Source organism: Thermus sp. FJN-A, from assembly GCF_054655095.1.
On sequence record NZ_BAAHSC010000190.1, the window covers coordinates 173,294 to 187,578 of the forward strand.

Below are 14,285 nucleotides of genomic sequence, written 5' to 3' on the forward strand. Positions count from 1 at the left end.
GGGGGGCTTTGCCGCATAGTAGGGCTTGCGGCCATACCTCGGAGGGTTGGCCGAGCGGTTGAAGGCGGCGGTCTTGAAAACCGCTGTGGGCTTGAGGCCCACCGGGGGTTCGAATCCCTCACCCTCCGCCAAGGCGCATGGAGAGGTGGCCGAGTGGTCTAAGGCGGCACCCTGCTAAGGTGTTGCACCGGGATAACCGGTGCCGCGGGTTCGAATCCCGCCCTCTCCGCCAAAGGGCCCGGCCTCAAGGCCGGGCTTAAGCTTTCCCCATGGCCTTTTTGCCCCTGCCCCCCTTGGAGCCCTGCCGCCTCCTCCGCCGGGAGAACCGCTTCCTGGTGCAGGCGGACGTGGGACCCTTGCACCTTCCCAACTCCGGGCGCATGGGGGAACTCCTCCTCCCCGGGACCCCCTGCTTTTACCGGCCCCGGCCCACCCCCAAGACCCGGGGGCGGGTGGTCCTGGTGGAAAGCCAAGGGGTTCTGGTGGGGGTGGACGCCGCCTTGGCCAACCGCCTCCTGGAACTTATCCTGAAAGAGGGGTGGTTCGGCCCCCTCGAGGCCCTGCGGCGGGAGGTCCGCTTCCGGGGGGAAAGGCTGGACTTCTGGGCCCGATTGGGGGGAAGGGAAGCGCTATTGGAGGCCAAGAACTGCAACCGGGTGGAGGGCTCCCTAGCCCTCTTCCCCGATGCCCCCACCGCCAGGGGGGCCAGGCACCTGAGCCTGCTTGCGGGGTGGGCGCGGGAAGGGGGGCTGGCCTATGCGGTCTGGTTCGTGCAGCACCCCCTGGCCCGGGCCTTCGCCCTGGACCCCAAGGACCGGGCCCTCCACCTGGCGGCCCGGGAGGCCCTGGAGGCGGGGGTGCGGCTTCGCGCCTACCGGGTGCGGCCCACCTTGGCGGCGCTTTACCTGGAGGAGGCCCTCCCCTGGGTGTGGCTACCCGCCCAGGAGGATCTGGAAGGCCACCATGAGGGCCACGGCCAGGGTGAGCACCGTGGCCACCTTGTCCGCCTCCGCCTCCCTGAGGGCCTCGGGGAGGATCTCCGCCACCGCCATCCAGACCATGGCCCCGGCGGCGAAGCCCAGGCCCACGGGCAGGGCGGGCCTGAAGGCCTCCACGAAGAGGAAGGCGGGCACGGCCAGAAGGGGCTGGGGTAGGCTGGAGAAGACGCTCCAGAGGGCGGCCCCCAGGACGCTCACCCCCCTCGGGACCAGCACCAGGCTGATGGCGAGCCCCTCGGGGATGTTGTGCACGGCGATGGCCAGGGTGATGAAGACCCCCAAGGCCTCCCCGCCCCCGAAGGCCACCCCTACCCCCACCCCCTCTGCCATGGAGTGGACGGTCATGATGCCCACGATCATCAGGGCCTTGCGGGCGTCCAGCCCGTTCAGGGAGCCGAAGCTCACCTCCCGCCCCCTCAGGTAGCGGTGGGTGAGCTGGATGAAAAAGAGGCCCAGGACGACCCCGAGGAGGGTGCGCCCCAGGTGGTACGCCACCCCCTCGTAGACGAGGCCGAAGCTGGCGGCCAGCATCAGCCCGGCCGCGGCGGCGTTGGCCAGGCCCAGGTGTTGCTTCCGGATGTCTCGGGTGAGGAGAAAGGGCAAGGCGCCAAGGCCCGTGGCGATGGCGGTGAGGAGGGCGTAGAGGAAGACGGTCCAGGGGGAGATGGGCAGGACGTCCATGGCCTCTAGTTTATTGCAAGTGATTACTGTTAGCAAGAAGCCAGTCCCGCACTGCTCGGGCCACGTCTTCCCGATCCCGGTCCAGCAGGAGGTCGTGGCCGCTTTCGGGAAAGACCAGGTAGTCCTTGCGCCCGCTTCCCAAAAGGGACAAGTAGCGCCGTACGCCCGCTTGGGCCACCACCCGGTCCTGCCCCGCCTCCACCACCAAGGCGGGGGCCTGCACCCGGGGGAGGACCCCGGGTGTGCGCCGCATGAGGGCGAGAAGCTCCAGGACGGCTTTGGTGGGGAAGTAGGGGTAGTTGGGGTTTTCCCGTTTCCGCTCGGGGGCGCGGATAGAGTCGGGGCCGGGAAACCGGGGAATGAGCCAGGCCAGAAGGGGTGCCAAGGGCGTGAGGGGGTTCTTGAGGGCCAGGGCCGGGGCCAGGGCCACCAGGGCCCGCGTGGGGCTTTCCGCCGCCAGATGGGCGGCCAGGAGGGCCCCCATGGAGAGCCCCACCACCCCCTTGGGCTCGGGAAGTTCCCGGTAAGCGGCTTGGGCCGTTCCCAGCCAGTCCCGCCAGCCCACCTTTAGAAGGTCTTCCGGCCGGGTGCCGTGCCCAGGGAGGGCGGGTTGGCTGACCCCAAACCCCGCTTCCCGGAGCACCCCAGGCAGGGGGCCCAGGGTGAGGACCGGGTGGGAGGTGAAGCCGTGCAGGAGCAGAAGGTTCATGCCTCAGAATACCCCGCCTGGACGCCGGGAAACGGGCGTGGTAAAACGGGGGGGAATGCTGGAGGGCAACCTCGCGGAGTTCCCTTTCCCGGCCCTGGTGGGCGCCCTGATGAGCGCCGGGCGCACCGGTCGGCTGATCCTCCGTTCCCCTCACCTGGAGGGGGAGGTCTTCCTGCAGGGGGGGCAGGTGGTCCACGCCCGGGTGCGGGCGGGGGCTAGGGCCTTGGAGGGGGAAGAGGCCTTGGACCTCTTGGCGGGGCTCAAGCGGGCCCCCTTCGCCTTTGAGCCCGAGACCCTCCCCCCCCACACCACCCTCCTGGGGGGGCTTTCGGTTCCCGCCCGTCTGGCGGAGGCCCAGGCCGCCTGGCAGGCCCTCTCTTTGCCTGCGGACTGGGGCTACGTCCTGCGCCTCCCCTCCGGGGCCAGGGAGATGGAGCTTTCCCCCGAGGCCCTAAGGACCCTGGCCCAGGTGGAGGGGAAGCGCATCGCCGAGGTCCTCCTGGCCCCGGGGGTCTTGCGCCTCGCCCGCATCCTGCACACCCTCCTGCAGATGGGGGCCCTCGAGGCCGTGCCCGCGGTGGAGGTGGCCCCGGTCACCCTCCTGGTCCTCCCCATCTACGGGCCGGGCTCCGGGGTGGCCTACGTGGACGAGGCCCTCTATGCGGAGTGGGCCCGGGCCATCCGCCACGGGTTCCGCCTGCGCCTAAGGCCCTCTGGGGCCCTCCTGGAGGTGCGTCCTAGGCCCAACATCCAGGGGCGGCTCGGTCTTTTGGAGGAGGACCTCAGGCGCCTGCGCCTGCGGCGGGGGGATAAGGTGGAGGTGGTGCCGGAGGTTTAGCCATGGATATCCTGACCTGGAACGAGTATCTCAACCGGATCGTGTATGGCTTTCCCATGAAGCTGGCCTTCCTCCTGGTGGGGGTGTACCTGGTGGTGTTTCGCATCCGCTGGTTCAGCGCCCCCCTCAGGATGATGCGGGTTTCCTTCAGCGAGACCCTGGGGGCCATCCGGGAGCGGGCCTACGGCTTCGGCGGCCAGATCACCCCCTTCCAGGCCACCATGGTGGCCCTCTCCGCCACCGTGGGCACCGGCCACCTCCTGGGCATGCTGGCGGCGGTCCTCCTGGGGGGGCCGGGGGCGGTGTTCTGGATGTGGGTGGGCTACTTCTTCGGCACCGGGACCAAGTTCGCCGAGGCCACCCTGGCGGTGCACTACCGCCGCCGCTTCGCCGACGGCTCCGTTTCCGGCGGGCCCATGTACTACCTCTCCCGGGGCCTCCCCAGGCTCCGCTTCCTGGCCTACCTCTTCGCCTTCTTCGCCGCGGTGGCCGCCTTCGGCATCGGCAACCTCTCCCAGGCGGGGGCGGTGGGCGGGGCCTTGGCCCCCCTGGGGGCCCCCCCGGCCCTGGTGGGCCTCTTCCTCGCCCTCCTGGTGGGGGTGGTGCTGGGCGGGGGGATCGTGTGGGTGGCCCGCTTCGCCCAGGTGGTGGTGCCCGTGAAGCTCGTCCTCTTCTTGCTGGCGTTTGTGCCCTTGCTGGTCCGCTACGGGGGAGAGATCCCTAGGGCCCTGGCCCTGGTCTTCCAGGCCGCCTTCAGCCCCGAGGCCGCCCTGGGAGGGGCGGCAGGCTACAGCCTCTACGCCGCCATCAACGCCGGGCTCGGCCGGGGCATCTTCGCCAACGAGGCAGGCCTGGGCTCCGCGCCCATCGCCCACGCCCAGGCCCAGGTGGACCACCCGGTGCGCCAGGGCTTCTGGGGGGTCACGGAGATGTTCGTAAGCTTCCTGGTGACCTCCCTCACCGCCCTCACCTTTCTCGCCTCGGGGCTTTGGCGGGCCGGGGGAGGCGCCGCCGAGGCCGCCCAGGCCCTCTTCCAGGCCCACCCCTTGGGCGGGGTCATCCTGGCCCTCACCGTGGCGGTCTTCGCCCTGGGGACCATGGTCTCCTGGGGGTTCTACGGGGAGGAGGCGGCGGCCTTCCTCTTCGGGGAGGGCATCCGCTGGCCCTACCGCCTCGCCTTCGCGGTGCTCGCCTTCGTGGGGCCCCTGGGGGGCCTCGAGGCCTTCTTGGCCATCTCCGACACCCTAAACGGCCTCATGGCCATTCCCAACCTCCTGGGGTTGGTCCTCTTAGGGCCGGTGGTGGCCCGGCTGGTCTACGGCTTCTTCCGGGGCGAGCCTTGGGTGCCCCCCCGCTAAGGCCACCGCAAGTCGGTATAGGGTGGCCTCAGCGGAAGAGGGCCCTCACCGCCTTTTCCAGCTCCTCCCCGGTCTTCTTGTCCAGGGTGAGCTTCACCTTGAGGGCCACCCTCAGGGCCTCCTCCTCGAGGCTTTCCCGGCTTGGGCACCCCTCCAGCCGCTTCACGAAGGGCTCGGCCCTGGGGCCGAGCCTACTTTTGAGGAGCTCCACCAGCCTCTGGCAAAGCTCCTTGGGCCCCTCCACGGGCAGGATGAGGCCCCGCTTGAGGAGGGCGGCCAGGATGGCGTAGGCCTCCTCTCCCAGGCCGCTTTCCCGGACCACCTCCTCCTCCGTACGCCGTCCGTCGCAGAGGGTGTACACCCGCCACTCCTCCGGGGTGGGCTTCCACTCGGTTTCGGGAGGGGTAGGGTTGCGGCGGAAGACCATGGCTACAAGGAGGCCACGATGGCCTCCACCAGGCGGAGCACCAGGTAGACGAAGACCGCTCCCAGGAGGAGGATCAGGGAGAGGAGGAGCAGGAGAAGGCTACTGGGCTCGTTCCAGGTGAGGAGCAGGACCCCCAGGTAGGCGAGGGCGAAGAAGGCGATGAGGAATAGCATCTGCCCGCTCCTTTCCCCGATGACCCCGCCGGGGGCGGCCCGCTTGAGCCGAAGGCCGTAGAGGACGTTGTAGGCCATGACCAGGAGGCCGAGGACAAGAAGGACCTTTTCCATTTGGCCCTATTTTAACCCGCCCATTCCCGAATGGGTATAAGCTCACCCCCCTCAACGGATTTGCGCACGGGGCGGTAGCGGCGGTCAAACCAGATCTCCAACACCGCCCGGTCCAGGCTCTTTGGGGCCACGACCTCCTTGCGCACGTAAAAGCCCTCTTCCGTGGGGGAGATCTCCAGGCTCTTGGAGAGCCTGAGCTCCACCACCTCCCCGCTTTTCGTGCGCACCCGCACCCGGAAGGCCAGGGGGCCCTCCGGCTTCACGTGGGGGTCTTTGCGGAAGAACATCCTAAGCCTCCTTGAGGTCGGCCACCTGGGCCCCGGTGAGGGCGAGGAGCTCCTTGGGGGTTGCCCGGAAAAGGGCCTTAGGGGTTCCCCCGGCCGCCCAGACCTCGGGGTAGCCCAGGAGGTCCTCGTCCAGGTAGGCGGGCAAGGGCGTGCTGTGCCCCACCGGGGGGACGCCCCCGATGGCGAAGCCGGTGAGCTCCCGCACCTCCTCCGGGGTGGCCCGGCGCAAGGGCTCACCCGCCGCGGCCTCCGCCTTCTTCAGGTCCAGCCGGTTCTTGCCGCTCAGCAAAAAGAGGTAGGCCCTCCTCTCCCCTGCGAAGACCAGGCTCTTCACGATCTGCCCCACCTCGGCCCCCACGGCCTGGGCCGCTTCCTTGGCGGTGCGGGTGGAGGCGGGAAGCTCCACCACCCTCAGGTGGCCAAAGCCCCGGGCCATAAGGGCACTTTGGACCCTTCGGGCGGAGGGGGAGAGGGTCATAGGGCGTAAAGGAGTTCCGCCAGGAGCGCCGCCCGGCGGGGGATCTCCGGCACCACCACGTACTCCGTCTTCTGGTGGGCGTCGCCCCCGAAAAGCCCCAGGCCGTCCAGGGTGGGCACCCCCAAGGCGGCGGTGAAGTTCCCGTCCGAGCCCCCGCCCACCCGGCCGGGTTCCAGCCTGAGCCCCAGGGCCTCCCCGATGGCCCGGGCCTTGGCGAAGAGGGCCAGGCTTTCCGGGGAGGGCTCCATGGGGGGGCGGTTCAGCCCCCCGGAGAGTTCCAGCCGGGCCCCGGGGAGCACGGGGGCAAGCCCCTTTAGGGCCTCCTCCACCCGTTTGGCCTCCTCCAGGGTCCAGACCCTGAGGTCCAGCTCCACCCAGGCCTCCTCCGCCACCACGTTGCTCACCGTCCCCCCCCGCACCACGTTGGGGCCCAGGGTGGTGCCCTTGGCCCGGTCCTCCAGGGCCGCCACCCTGAGCACCTGGTGGGCGAGCTCCAGGATGGCGTTCACCCCCTTCTCCGGCTCCACCCCCTGGTGGGCGGCCTTGCCCAGGGCCCGGAGGCGGTAAAGCCCCACCCCCTTTCTGGCCACCTTCAGGTGGCCCTCGGCGGTGGGGGGTTCCAGGACCAAGGCCGCCCGTGCCTTCCTGGCGGCGGCCTCTATGAGGGGGCGGCTTTCCCTGGAGCCCACCTCCTCGTCGGGGGTGAAGAGGACCTCGAGGGCGGGGAGCTCCCGCCCCGTGGCCTCCGCGTGGCGCAGGGCGTAGAGGAGGGCGATGATCCCCCCCTTCATGTCGTAGACGCCGGGGCCGATGGCCTTCTCCCGTTCCAGGCGGAAGGGCTCGGGGAAGCTCCCCTTGGGGTGGACGGTGTCGTAGTGGCAAAGGACGAGGACCGGCTCCCCCCGGCCTTCCCGCTTCAGGAGGAGGACGGGGCCCGTGGGGGTGTCCTTGCGGGAAAGCCTGCCCTTTAGGGGTCCAAAGGCCTCTTCCAGGAAGCGGGCGGCCGCCTCCAGGCCCTCCCGGTCCCCCGAGGGGGACTCCCGGCGCACGAAGGCCTCGAGGTCCTTGAGGAAATCGGGGAGCTTCGCCTTCATCCATTCCAGGGTGTCCATGGCCCCATTATGCCCCGTCCCGTAAGGGCCCGGTGCCCCTTGGCAAGGAGGCCACCCCGTGGTATAAAGGAAGGGTATGCCCTTCGGGGCCGGTTCACACGGAAGCGGGGAGTGAGCGTTCTCCCCCTCCTTTTCGTGTGGACGAGCGCAAAGCGCGCCCGCCTTCTTAAGGGAAGGCGTGTAAGGAGGAAAGAGGCGGCATGGAAGAAAAGGCGACCCAGACCCCAGAAAAGACCTTCAGCATGGAAGAGGCCCTGCAGGAGGCCGAGGCCCGCCTGGAAAAGCGGGTGCGTCCCGGCCAGATCCTGACGGGCAAAGTGGTCTTGGTGGGTTCCGAAGGTGTGGCGGTAGACATCGGCGCGAAGACGGAGGGCATCATCCCCTTCAACCAGCTCACGGAGAAGGCTCTTCCCGAAGAGGAGCTCAAGAACCTCCTGAAGCCCGGGGACGAGGTGCGGGTCCAGGTGCTCAAGGTGGACCCCGAGACCGGGCAGATCCTCCTCTCCCGCAGGAAGGTGGAGGCCACGGAGCACTGGGACCGCATCCAGGAGCTCTACGAGAAGGGGGAGCCGGTCACCGTCACCGTGAAGGAGAAGGTCAAGGGGGGTGTGGTCGCCGACCTGGACGGCGTAACCGCCTTCATCCCCGCCTCCCAGCTGGACCTGAGGCGCACCCCCAACCTGGACGCCTTCGTGGGCCAGCAGATCCTGGCCAAGATCATCGAGTTCCACCGCAAGAAGGGGCGAGTGCTCCTCTCCCGCCGGGCGGTCTTGGAGGAGGAGCAGAAGAGGGCCAAGGAGGCCTTCTTCCAGAGCTTACAGCCCGGCCAGGTGGTGGAGGGCACCGTGGTGGACGTCACCGACTTCGGGGCCTTCGTGAACCTGGGGCCCGTGGACGGCCTGGTCCACCGCTCCGAGATCACCTGGGGCCGCTTCGGCCACCCCAAGGAGGTCATCCACAAGGGGCAGAAGGTGCGGGCCCGGGTGGTCTCCGTGGACCCCGCCAAGGAGCGGGTGAACCTCTCCATCAAGGCCCTCATCCCCGATCCCTGGACCACGGTGGCGGAGAAGTACCCCGTGGGCACCCGCATCCGGGGCAAGGTGGTGGGCCTCACCCAGTTCGGGGCCTTCGTGGAGGTGGAGCCGGGCCTCGAGGGCCTGATCCACATCTCCGAGCTCTCCTGGACCAAAAGGCCCCGGCACCCCTCCGAGGTGGTGAAGGAAGGGGACGAGGTGGAGGTCGTGGTCCTGAGGCTGGACCCCGCCGAGCGCCGCCTCTCCCTGGGCCTCAAGCAGACCCAGCCTGACCCCTGGCAGCTCCTCACGGAGAAGTACCCGCCCGGGACCGTGGTCAAGGGCAGGATCACCGGCATCACCGACTTCGGGGTCTTCGTGGAGCTGGAGCCGGGGATGGAGGGCCTGGTCCACGTGTCCGAGCTGGACCACGGGCGGGTGGAGAACCCCGCGGCCCTCTTCAAGAAGGGGGAGGAGCTGGAGGTGGTGGTCCTCAACATCGACCCCGTGGAGCAGCGCATCTCCCTCTCCCGCAAGCGCCTCCTGCCCCCTCCGCCTCCCAAGGCCGAGGAGGAGCGCCCCCGCCGGGCCAAGGGCAAGGAGGCCCGGGCCAAGCGCAAGGCCCCTTCCCGCCGCGAGGAGCGCCGGGAGTACGAGTACGGGGCCGTGGCCGAGTACAACCTCTACGATGCCTCCGCCGTCCCCACCGCCAGCACCAGCGTGAAGCTGGGGGACCTCTACGGCGACCTCCTGGCCAGCCTGGGGCTCGAGGAGGAAAAGTCCTCCTAAAGCTAAGCGCCCCTACGCTTAAGGCCCCCGCCCTTGGGCGGGGGCCTTTCCTAAACCCTTTTGTCGGGGCCCCCATGCTGGCTTAGGCCAGCATGGGGTGGCATTAGAGGGCCTCTTCCCGCTCCTTCTTCCCGTAGAAGATGCGGAGCAGGGCGTAGGCCACCCCGTAGGTGAGAAGGGGCGCCCCCAGGACCAGGGTCCAGAGGACGGCGTTGTTGCCCAGGATCGTCCCCTGCTGCTGGAAGTCAATCTTGTACCCGGCCAGGGTGGCCATGAGGAAGAAGACCAGGAGGGCCAGGACCGCGCTGGTGCGCCCTGGGTGCTCCGAGGGGAGCTCCAGGTAGCGCATCTTTTCCTTGCGGGTGTCCACGAAGGGGAGGAGAAGCCCCACCAGGGCCAAAAGCCCCGGGATCACCACCCCTCCGATGAACTCGGGGCCGATCACCGCCCCGAAGAGGTGGAACTCCCAGGTGGAGGGGATGAGCTGGAGGATGCCGTAGATCCAGAGGAAGTACCAGTCGGGCTTCACCGCGGGGGTCTCGGGCGTGGGGGGGCCGAAGGCCTCCACGGGGTGGGCCAGGAAGGCCCCGGCGATCATGGTCATGACCCCCACGTAGAGGGCGAAGAGGATGGCCATCATGACCAGCTGCTGGGGGTACATGGGCACCCCCAGGATCTTCCCCGGGGCGATGCGCTCGGCGTAGCGGGGCTGGGTGTGCTTCTGCTTCATCATGATGGCCATGTGGGCCCCGATGAGGGCCATGAGCAGGAGGGGAAGCCAGAGGACGTGGAGGCTATAGAGCCTGGGGATGGCCTTGGCTGAGCCCGGGAACTCCCCGCCGAACATGACCTGGGCCAGGGTGCCCCCCACCCAGGGGATGGAGGCGGCGATGCCGTAGCCGATGCGGGTGGCGGTCACCGCGTAGTTGTCGTAGGGGAGGGCGTAGCCGGTGAAAGCGGTGACCACCGCCAGCCCCAAGAGGGCGAGGCCCACCAGGTAGTTGAGTTCCCGGGGCTTCTTGTAGGCCCCCGAGAGCAGGATGCGGAGCATGTGCAAAAAGGCGGCGGCGATCATCACGTGGGCCGACCAGTGGTGGAGGCTCCGGATCACGGCCCCGAAGGGGAGGCTATCTATGTAGAGGACGCTGGCGTAGGCGGCGGGCACCGTGCGCCCGTCCGGGAGCCTCACCTCCCGGATGGAGGGCTCGTAGTTGAGGGTGAGGAAGACCCCAGTGAGGACCAGGACGATAAAGGCGAAGAGGGTGATCTCCCCCAGGAAGAAGGAGTGGTGCACGGGAAAGGCCTTGCGCAAGACCTTCTGGTAAAGCCCGGTGAGGTCTAGGCGCTCGTCAAGCCACTTGTACATGCTTCCCTCCTAGACGTGGCGGCAGAAGCTGCCCTCCGCCTTCACCCCCACCTCGCCCAAGAACTCCCCGGCGGCCACCAAGACCCCTTCCTCCACCTTGAGGGGGAGCTGGGGCACGGGCCTGGGCGGGGGGCCGGCGATGACCTTGGCCCCGTGGGCCAGATCGTAGAAACCCCCGTGGCAGGGGCAAAGGGCCGCCTTCTTGTCCGCCGCCCACTGGCTGATGATGCACCCCAGGTGGGTGCAGACGGCGGAGTAGGCCACGGCGCCCTCCACCGCGTGCTGCGCCACCTCCGGGGAGAGCTCCTCAGGGGGGTAGCGCACCACCAAGACCGTGTTCTTGGCCTCCCCGCTTTTCACCACCTTGGTCTTGGGGTCCATGGGGTAGGCCAGGACGAAGGGGTCCCCGGGCTTTAGCTCCTCGAGGCGGATGGGCTTGGGTTCACCTCCGCCCTGGGCGTAGACCAGGATGTCCCCGGGCTTTAAAGGCTCCTTCTCCGGGGTGACCTCGGCCTTGGGGCGAAGGCTTGCCCCCACGTAGAAGGCGGAGACCAAGGAGAGGCCGATGCCGGTGCCGATGGCGGTCTTCAGGAAAAGCCGCCTACGGGATGTGCGCAAGCGGATCTCGCGTTCGTCCATGGGTCACCTCTTACCAGGGGAACTGGCTCTTCTCCTCCTCGGTGATGGCCTCGTCCCGGCCGAAGAACTTCTTGTAGATGCCCAAGAGGGTGGCCACCACCAGGCTGATGGCCCCGAAGATGAGGCCCTGAAGCCAGGTGGGGTTGTGGCCGGTCTGGGCGGAGTAGAGGATGAGGCGCACGAAGAAGCCGGAGAGGGCGGTGAGGAGGAGGACCAAAATGGCGCCCACCACCACCGGGGCGGTGGAAGGGCTGGGGAAGTGCCGCCCCGGGCGGAGCTCTACGCCTTCCAGCCAGTAGGAGACGAGGCCGATGAGCCCGTAGAGGAGGAGCACGGCCCCGAAGGCCATGAGGCCGATCTGGCCCACGGAGAGCTCCAGGGGGGCGTGCCCCAGGAGGCGGGCGATGTAGAGCCCGTCCAGGTAGGATGCGTAAAAGAGCCCCGCGGCCAGGATGAGGGCGAAGGTGGGGAGGATGGGGTCGTTCCGGTACATGCCAAAACCCCCTACTCCACCGGTCCGAAGCTGTTGCCGAAGCTGTTGCGGATGTAGGTGGCCACGGCCTTGAGGTCCTCCTCGCTGAAGCTAGCCCCCACGGCGGGCATGGCGCCCCGCCCGTTCTTGATGACCTCTAGCACCGTCTGGGCGTCCTTGAGGTTGGCGTTGCCCGCCAGGGCGGGGAAGGCCGGGGGCATGCCCTGGCCGTTCGCCTGGTGGCAGGCGGCGCAGTGGGCCTCGTAAACGGCCTTGCCCTTCTCCAAAAGGGCCTGGTCCACGCCCGCGGGGGCCGCACCCCCGCCCGGGGCCTGGGCCTCCTGGGCGGGCGGGGCCACCTCGGCCACGATCCGTTCCGCGGCCGGGCTGAGGGCGAAATAGGCCCAGATGCCCCCCAGGACCACCACCGAGGCCACCGCGTACCAGAGGGGGTTGAAGCGCACGGGCTCCACCGGCAGCTCGGGCTCGCCCACGCTCAGGCGGAGCTCCACCGTGCCCGATACCTCCCCCCCCTCGTCCACCCCCAGGACCAGGACGTCGGGGTAGTTGTTCACCGTGAAGGGGATCTCCCGGATCTCCTGCCCTCCCCCGCGGAAGTGGGTCACCAGGCGTAGGGTGTGCTCCCCATCGGGGAGCTTCCGGGTGTCCAGGTTCAGCCGGTAGGGGGGTTCCTTGAGAACCGCCACGGGCTCCGCCATTCCGTCCAGGTACACCTCGATTCGGTCTACGACCATCGCGCCTCCCTTTTGTGAATAGGGGTACAAACCCCCACTCCACCACTATAAAGGTACCCCCACAAGGACAGATGTCCCCAGGGCCTAGGAGGCCAGGAGGTTCCTGAGGCGGGAAAGGCTTTGCCGCACCCCCTCTTCCCCACCCCCCACCTCCAGGGCCGCCGTCCCCGAGAAGCCCTGGAGCCGAGGCGCAAGCCTTTCCCAGGGCACGGACCCGCTTCCCACCGGCAGGTGGTCGTCCCGTTTCCCGTGGTTGTCGTGGAGGTGGAGGTGCAAGAGCCTCTCGCCCAAGGCCTCCCAGTAGAGGAGGGGCCCCCGGGGCCCGAGCTCCACCAGGGCGTGGCCCACGTCCAGGCAGAAGCCGTACTGGGGAAAGCGCTCCAAGAGGGCCTTTAGCTCCTCGGGGCCCCGCAGGAGGTCCTCCTCCGCCAGGGCCAGGTTCTCCAGGGCCACGGGGAAGGGGAGGGGCAGGAGGGCGGTGAGGGTCCTCTCCAGGGCCTCCCGGGCCAGGTCCAGGGCCATGGGGTGGCGTACCGGTACCTGCCCCGTGTGGAGGACCCCCACCCTGGCCCCCAGGGCCTCCCCGAAGGCGAGGGCCTGCCGGAGCCGGTCCTCGGCCAGCTTGCGCACGCTGGGGATGAGGCTCGCCGGGTTCAGCTCCACGAAGGGCAGGTGCAGGGTGAAGCCCACCCCCAGGGCCTCCCCCGTGGCCCGGAGGCGCTTGGGGTCGGGGAGGGGCAGGGCCTCGTGCAGGTCGTAGGCCACCTCCAGGTCCGCCCCCAGCTCCGCGGCCAGGCGGAAGGCCTCCTCGTAGCCGAGCAGGGCGTTGAAGGGGCTGAAGCTTAGGCGCATCCCCGACATACCAAGGCTTTAGCGGACGGCCTCGGCCTTCCGCTGGGCCTCCTCCAGGGCCCGCTGCGGCGGCATGCCCCCCTTCAGGCTCTTCTCCAGGGCCTCGGCCAAGAGGCCCGCCCAGGTGGAGAAAAGGGGCAGGCGGGGCCTTTCCTGGGCCTGGGCGATCTGCTCAAAGGCCACCTTGCGGAAGGGGTTTTCCCGGTAGAAGCCCTCGAGGAGGGGCAGGGCCGACTTGCGCACGGGCACGTAGTAGCTGGCCTCCACCCAGCGGGCCACGTTCCCCGGCTCCATCAGGTAGCGCCAGAACTCCAAGGCCCCCCGCACCTGGGCCTCGGAGGCCCCCTTCAGCACCACGAGCTGCGCCCCCCCCATGGGCACCCGCCCCCCGGGTTCCCGGGGCACGGGGGCCACCCCCAGGGCGAAGGCGAAGGAGAAGTTCTCGGCGGCGGGCCAGTTGGCGATGGAGGCCATGACCATCATGCCCTTGGTGCGCACGAAGTCCAGCTGGGCGAAGGTGGACTCGGCCATGCTCCGCACGGAGAGGGCCCCTGCCTCCTTCAGGCGGTGGAGCATCTCCAGGGCCTCGAGGGCCTCCTTGGAGGCAAAGTTGGGCCTTCCCTCCCGCACCAGGCTCCCGCCCCGGCTGGTCACCATGGCCTCGAAGAGCCAGGCCTGGGGGTCGGTGACGAAGATGAACCCCTTGGCCTGACGGGTGGTGAGGGCCTTGGCCGTCTCCTCAAACTCCTTCCAGTTGCGCGGGGCCTTGAGCCCCTTGGCCCGGAAGGCGTCCAGGTTGTAGAAGAGCACGGGGGTGGAGGTGTTGAGGGGAAGGCCGAAGCGCCTGCCCTCCACCAGGCCGTAGTTCCAGGCGGGCGCGAACAGGTCGTCCACGAAGGCCCTGTCCAGGCTCAGGTAGGGGTCCAGGGCCAGGGCCCGCCCCTCGGCCACCAGCCGGGGGAAGAAGGAGATCTCCGCCTGGAAGAGCACGGGGCCCGTCCCCGTGCGCAAAGCGGCCACCAGCTTGGTCTCCGCGTCCCGGTAATCCCCCACGTACTGCGGCGTGACCCGGTACTGGCCCTGCCTGCCGTTGAACTCCTGGGCGAAGGCGGCGAGGAGCCTTCCCGCCGGGCCGTCCATGGAGTGCCAGAAGGGGACCTCCGTCTGGGCCAGGGCGGGGAGGAGGCCGAGGGCCAGGGCGAGGAGGCGTTTCATGGGGGGATT

Annotated in this window: 16 protein-coding genes, 2 tRNA genes and 1 pseudogene; 6 read left to right on the forward strand and 13 right to left on the reverse strand. The window is 69.2% G+C overall.

All coding sequences use genetic code 11. The features are described 5' to 3' along the window. The first annotated feature begins 40 nt into the window (after positions 1–40). From ACYQ0J_RS08485 to ACYQ0J_RS08495, 3 genes and pseudogenes are all read left to right on the forward strand, one after another. Positions 41–131, forward strand: a tRNA-Ser gene (locus ACYQ0J_RS08485). An 8-nt stretch (positions 132–139) separates the two neighbouring features. Further along, positions 140–232 (forward strand) — tRNA-Ser (locus ACYQ0J_RS08490). A 37-nt stretch (positions 233–269) separates the two neighbouring features. Beyond that, positions 270–827: pseudogene (locus ACYQ0J_RS08495) on the forward strand (DNA/RNA nuclease SfsA); the annotation flags it as partial. 105 nt (positions 828–932) lie between these two features. On the opposite strand, the gene ACYQ0J_RS08500 reads toward ACYQ0J_RS08495, so the two are convergent. Continuing rightward, positions 933–1,679 (reverse strand): ZIP family metal transporter, encoded by a 747-nt coding sequence (locus ACYQ0J_RS08500; protein ID WP_460171725.1) that lies wholly within the window; start codon positions 1,677–1,679, stop codon positions 933–935. A gap of 10 nt (positions 1,680–1,689) precedes the next feature. Then, the gene (locus ACYQ0J_RS08505) at positions 1,690–2,388 is read right to left on the reverse strand and encodes an alpha/beta hydrolase (RefSeq protein WP_460171726.1); all 699 of its coding nucleotides are present in this window, start codon (positions 2,386–2,388) and stop codon (positions 1,690–1,692) included. A 55-nt stretch (positions 2,389–2,443) separates the two neighbouring features. On the opposite strand from ACYQ0J_RS08505, the gene ACYQ0J_RS08510 reads away from it, so the two are divergent. Both ACYQ0J_RS08510 and ACYQ0J_RS08515 read left to right on the forward strand, forming a co-directional pair. Next, on the forward strand, positions 2,444–3,226 hold the full coding sequence (locus ACYQ0J_RS08510) for a DUF4388 domain-containing protein (RefSeq protein WP_460171727.1): 783 nt from the start codon (positions 2,444–2,446) through the stop codon (positions 3,224–3,226). A gap of 2 nt (positions 3,227–3,228) precedes the next feature. After that, a complete protein-coding gene (locus ACYQ0J_RS08515; protein ID WP_460171728.1) occupies positions 3,229–4,584 on the forward strand; it encodes an alanine/glycine:cation symporter family protein in 1,356 nt (451 codons plus the stop codon). A gap of 28 nt (positions 4,585–4,612) precedes the next feature. Here the strand turns inward: ACYQ0J_RS08515 and ACYQ0J_RS08520 are convergent, their stop codons facing one another. The 5 genes from ACYQ0J_RS08520 to ACYQ0J_RS08540 are packed head-to-tail and all read right to left on the reverse strand — an operon-like array spanning position 4,613 to position 7,175. Then, positions 4,613–5,011, reverse strand: a complete 399-nt coding sequence (locus tag ACYQ0J_RS08520; RefSeq protein ID WP_460171729.1) for a hypothetical protein — start codon at positions 5,009–5,011, stop codon at positions 4,613–4,615. Positions 5,012–5,013: 2 nt separating this feature from the next. Continuing rightward, positions 5,014–5,298, reverse strand: coding sequence for a hypothetical protein (locus ACYQ0J_RS08525; protein ID WP_460171730.1), 285 nt, complete (start codon positions 5,296–5,298; stop codon positions 5,014–5,016). Between the two features lie 11 nt (positions 5,299–5,309). After that, positions 5,310–5,585 (reverse strand): hypothetical protein, encoded by a 276-nt coding sequence (locus ACYQ0J_RS08530; RefSeq protein ID WP_460171731.1) that lies wholly within the window; start codon positions 5,583–5,585, stop codon positions 5,310–5,312. Between the two features lies 1 nt (position 5,586). Then, positions 5,587–6,063: a YbaK/EbsC family protein gene (locus tag ACYQ0J_RS08535; RefSeq protein WP_460171732.1), complete on the reverse strand. Its 477-nt coding sequence runs from the start codon at positions 6,061–6,063 to the stop codon at positions 5,587–5,589. Continuing rightward, positions 6,060–7,175, reverse strand: a complete 1,116-nt coding sequence (locus ACYQ0J_RS08540) for a M20 family metallopeptidase (protein ID WP_460171733.1) — start codon at positions 7,173–7,175, stop codon at positions 6,060–6,062. Before ACYQ0J_RS08540 ends, ACYQ0J_RS08535 begins: the two co-directional genes overlap by 4 nt. Before the next feature lie 200 nt (positions 7,176–7,375). On the opposite strand from ACYQ0J_RS08540, the gene ACYQ0J_RS08545 reads away from it, so the two are divergent. Next, on the forward strand, positions 7,376–8,977 hold the full coding sequence (locus ACYQ0J_RS08545) for a 30S ribosomal protein S1 (RefSeq protein ID WP_460171734.1): 1,602 nt from the start codon (positions 7,376–7,378) through the stop codon (positions 8,975–8,977). A 103-nt stretch (positions 8,978–9,080) separates the two neighbouring features. Here the strand turns inward: ACYQ0J_RS08545 and ACYQ0J_RS08550 are convergent, their stop codons facing one another. From ACYQ0J_RS08550 to ACYQ0J_RS08575, 6 genes are all read right to left on the reverse strand, one after another. Beyond that, complete coding sequence (locus tag ACYQ0J_RS08550; RefSeq protein ID WP_460171735.1) at positions 9,081–10,343, reverse strand: cytochrome b; 1,263 nt, start codon at positions 10,341–10,343, stop codon at positions 9,081–9,083. 9 nt (positions 10,344–10,352) lie between these two features. Beyond that, complete coding sequence (locus ACYQ0J_RS08555) at positions 10,353–10,982, reverse strand: QcrA and Rieske domain-containing protein (protein ID WP_460171736.1); 630 nt, start codon at positions 10,980–10,982, stop codon at positions 10,353–10,355. A gap of 10 nt (positions 10,983–10,992) precedes the next feature. After that, complete coding sequence (locus ACYQ0J_RS08560) at positions 10,993–11,475, reverse strand: cytochrome C (protein ID WP_460171737.1); 483 nt, start codon at positions 11,473–11,475, stop codon at positions 10,993–10,995. An 11-nt stretch (positions 11,476–11,486) separates the two neighbouring features. Next, positions 11,487–12,209 carry a c-type cytochrome gene (locus ACYQ0J_RS08565; protein WP_460171738.1) on the reverse strand — a complete coding sequence of 241 codons (723 nt, stop codon included), beginning with the start codon at positions 12,207–12,209 and terminating at the stop codon, positions 11,487–11,489. An 84-nt stretch (positions 12,210–12,293) separates the two neighbouring features. Then, positions 12,294–13,061: a sugar phosphate isomerase/epimerase family protein gene (locus ACYQ0J_RS08570; RefSeq protein WP_460171810.1), complete on the reverse strand. Its 768-nt coding sequence runs from the start codon at positions 13,059–13,061 to the stop codon at positions 12,294–12,296. Between the two features lie 18 nt (positions 13,062–13,079). After that, positions 13,080–14,276, reverse strand: a complete 1,197-nt coding sequence (locus tag ACYQ0J_RS08575; protein ID WP_460171739.1) for an ABC transporter substrate-binding protein — start codon at positions 14,274–14,276, stop codon at positions 13,080–13,082. Between the last annotated feature and the right edge of the window lie 9 nt (positions 14,277–14,285).

Excerpts from the sequence above, each read along its gene's own strand:
- ACYQ0J_RS08550 (WP_460171735.1), bottom strand. The coding sequence starts at position 10,343 with ATGTACAAGTGGCTTGACGAGCGCCTAGACCTCACCGGGCTTTACCAG.
- ACYQ0J_RS08545 (WP_460171734.1), top strand. The coding sequence starts at position 7,376 with ATGGAAGAAAAGGCGACCCAGACCCCAGAAAAGACCTTCAGCATGGAA.
- ACYQ0J_RS08500 (WP_460171725.1), bottom strand. The coding sequence starts at position 1,679 with ATGGACGTCCTGCCCATCTCCCCCTGGACCGTCTTCCTCTACGCCCTC.
- ACYQ0J_RS08535 (WP_460171732.1), bottom strand. The coding sequence starts at position 6,063 with ATGACCCTCTCCCCCTCCGCCCGAAGGGTCCAAAGTGCCCTTATGGCC.
- ACYQ0J_RS08505 (WP_460171726.1), bottom strand. The coding sequence starts at position 2,388 with ATGAACCTTCTGCTCCTGCACGGCTTCACCTCCCACCCGGTCCTCACC.
- ACYQ0J_RS08510 (WP_460171727.1), top strand. The coding sequence starts at position 2,444 with ATGCTGGAGGGCAACCTCGCGGAGTTCCCTTTCCCGGCCCTGGTGGGC.
- ACYQ0J_RS08565 (WP_460171738.1), bottom strand. The coding sequence starts at position 12,209 with ATGGTCGTAGACCGAATCGAGGTGTACCTGGACGGAATGGCGGAGCCC.
- ACYQ0J_RS08540 (WP_460171733.1), bottom strand. The coding sequence starts at position 7,175 with ATGGACACCCTGGAATGGATGAAGGCGAAGCTCCCCGATTTCCTCAAG.
- ACYQ0J_RS08555 (WP_460171736.1), bottom strand. The coding sequence starts at position 10,982 with ATGGACGAACGCGAGATCCGCTTGCGCACATCCCGTAGGCGGCTTTTC.
- ACYQ0J_RS08520 (WP_460171729.1), bottom strand. The coding sequence starts at position 5,011 with ATGGTCTTCCGCCGCAACCCTACCCCTCCCGAAACCGAGTGGAAGCCC.
- ACYQ0J_RS08525 (WP_460171730.1), bottom strand. The coding sequence starts at position 5,298 with ATGGAAAAGGTCCTTCTTGTCCTCGGCCTCCTGGTCATGGCCTACAAC.
- ACYQ0J_RS08530 (WP_460171731.1), bottom strand. The coding sequence starts at position 5,585 with ATGTTCTTCCGCAAAGACCCCCACGTGAAGCCGGAGGGCCCCCTGGCC.
- ACYQ0J_RS08515 (WP_460171728.1), top strand. The coding sequence starts at position 3,229 with ATGGATATCCTGACCTGGAACGAGTATCTCAACCGGATCGTGTATGGC.
- ACYQ0J_RS08570 (WP_460171810.1), bottom strand. The coding sequence starts at position 13,061 with ATGCGCCTAAGCTTCAGCCCCTTCAACGCCCTGCTCGGCTACGAGGAG.
- ACYQ0J_RS08560 (WP_460171737.1), bottom strand. The coding sequence starts at position 11,475 with ATGTACCGGAACGACCCCATCCTCCCCACCTTCGCCCTCATCCTGGCC.
- ACYQ0J_RS08575 (WP_460171739.1), bottom strand. The coding sequence starts at position 14,276 with ATGAAACGCCTCCTCGCCCTGGCCCTCGGCCTCCTCCCCGCCCTGGCC.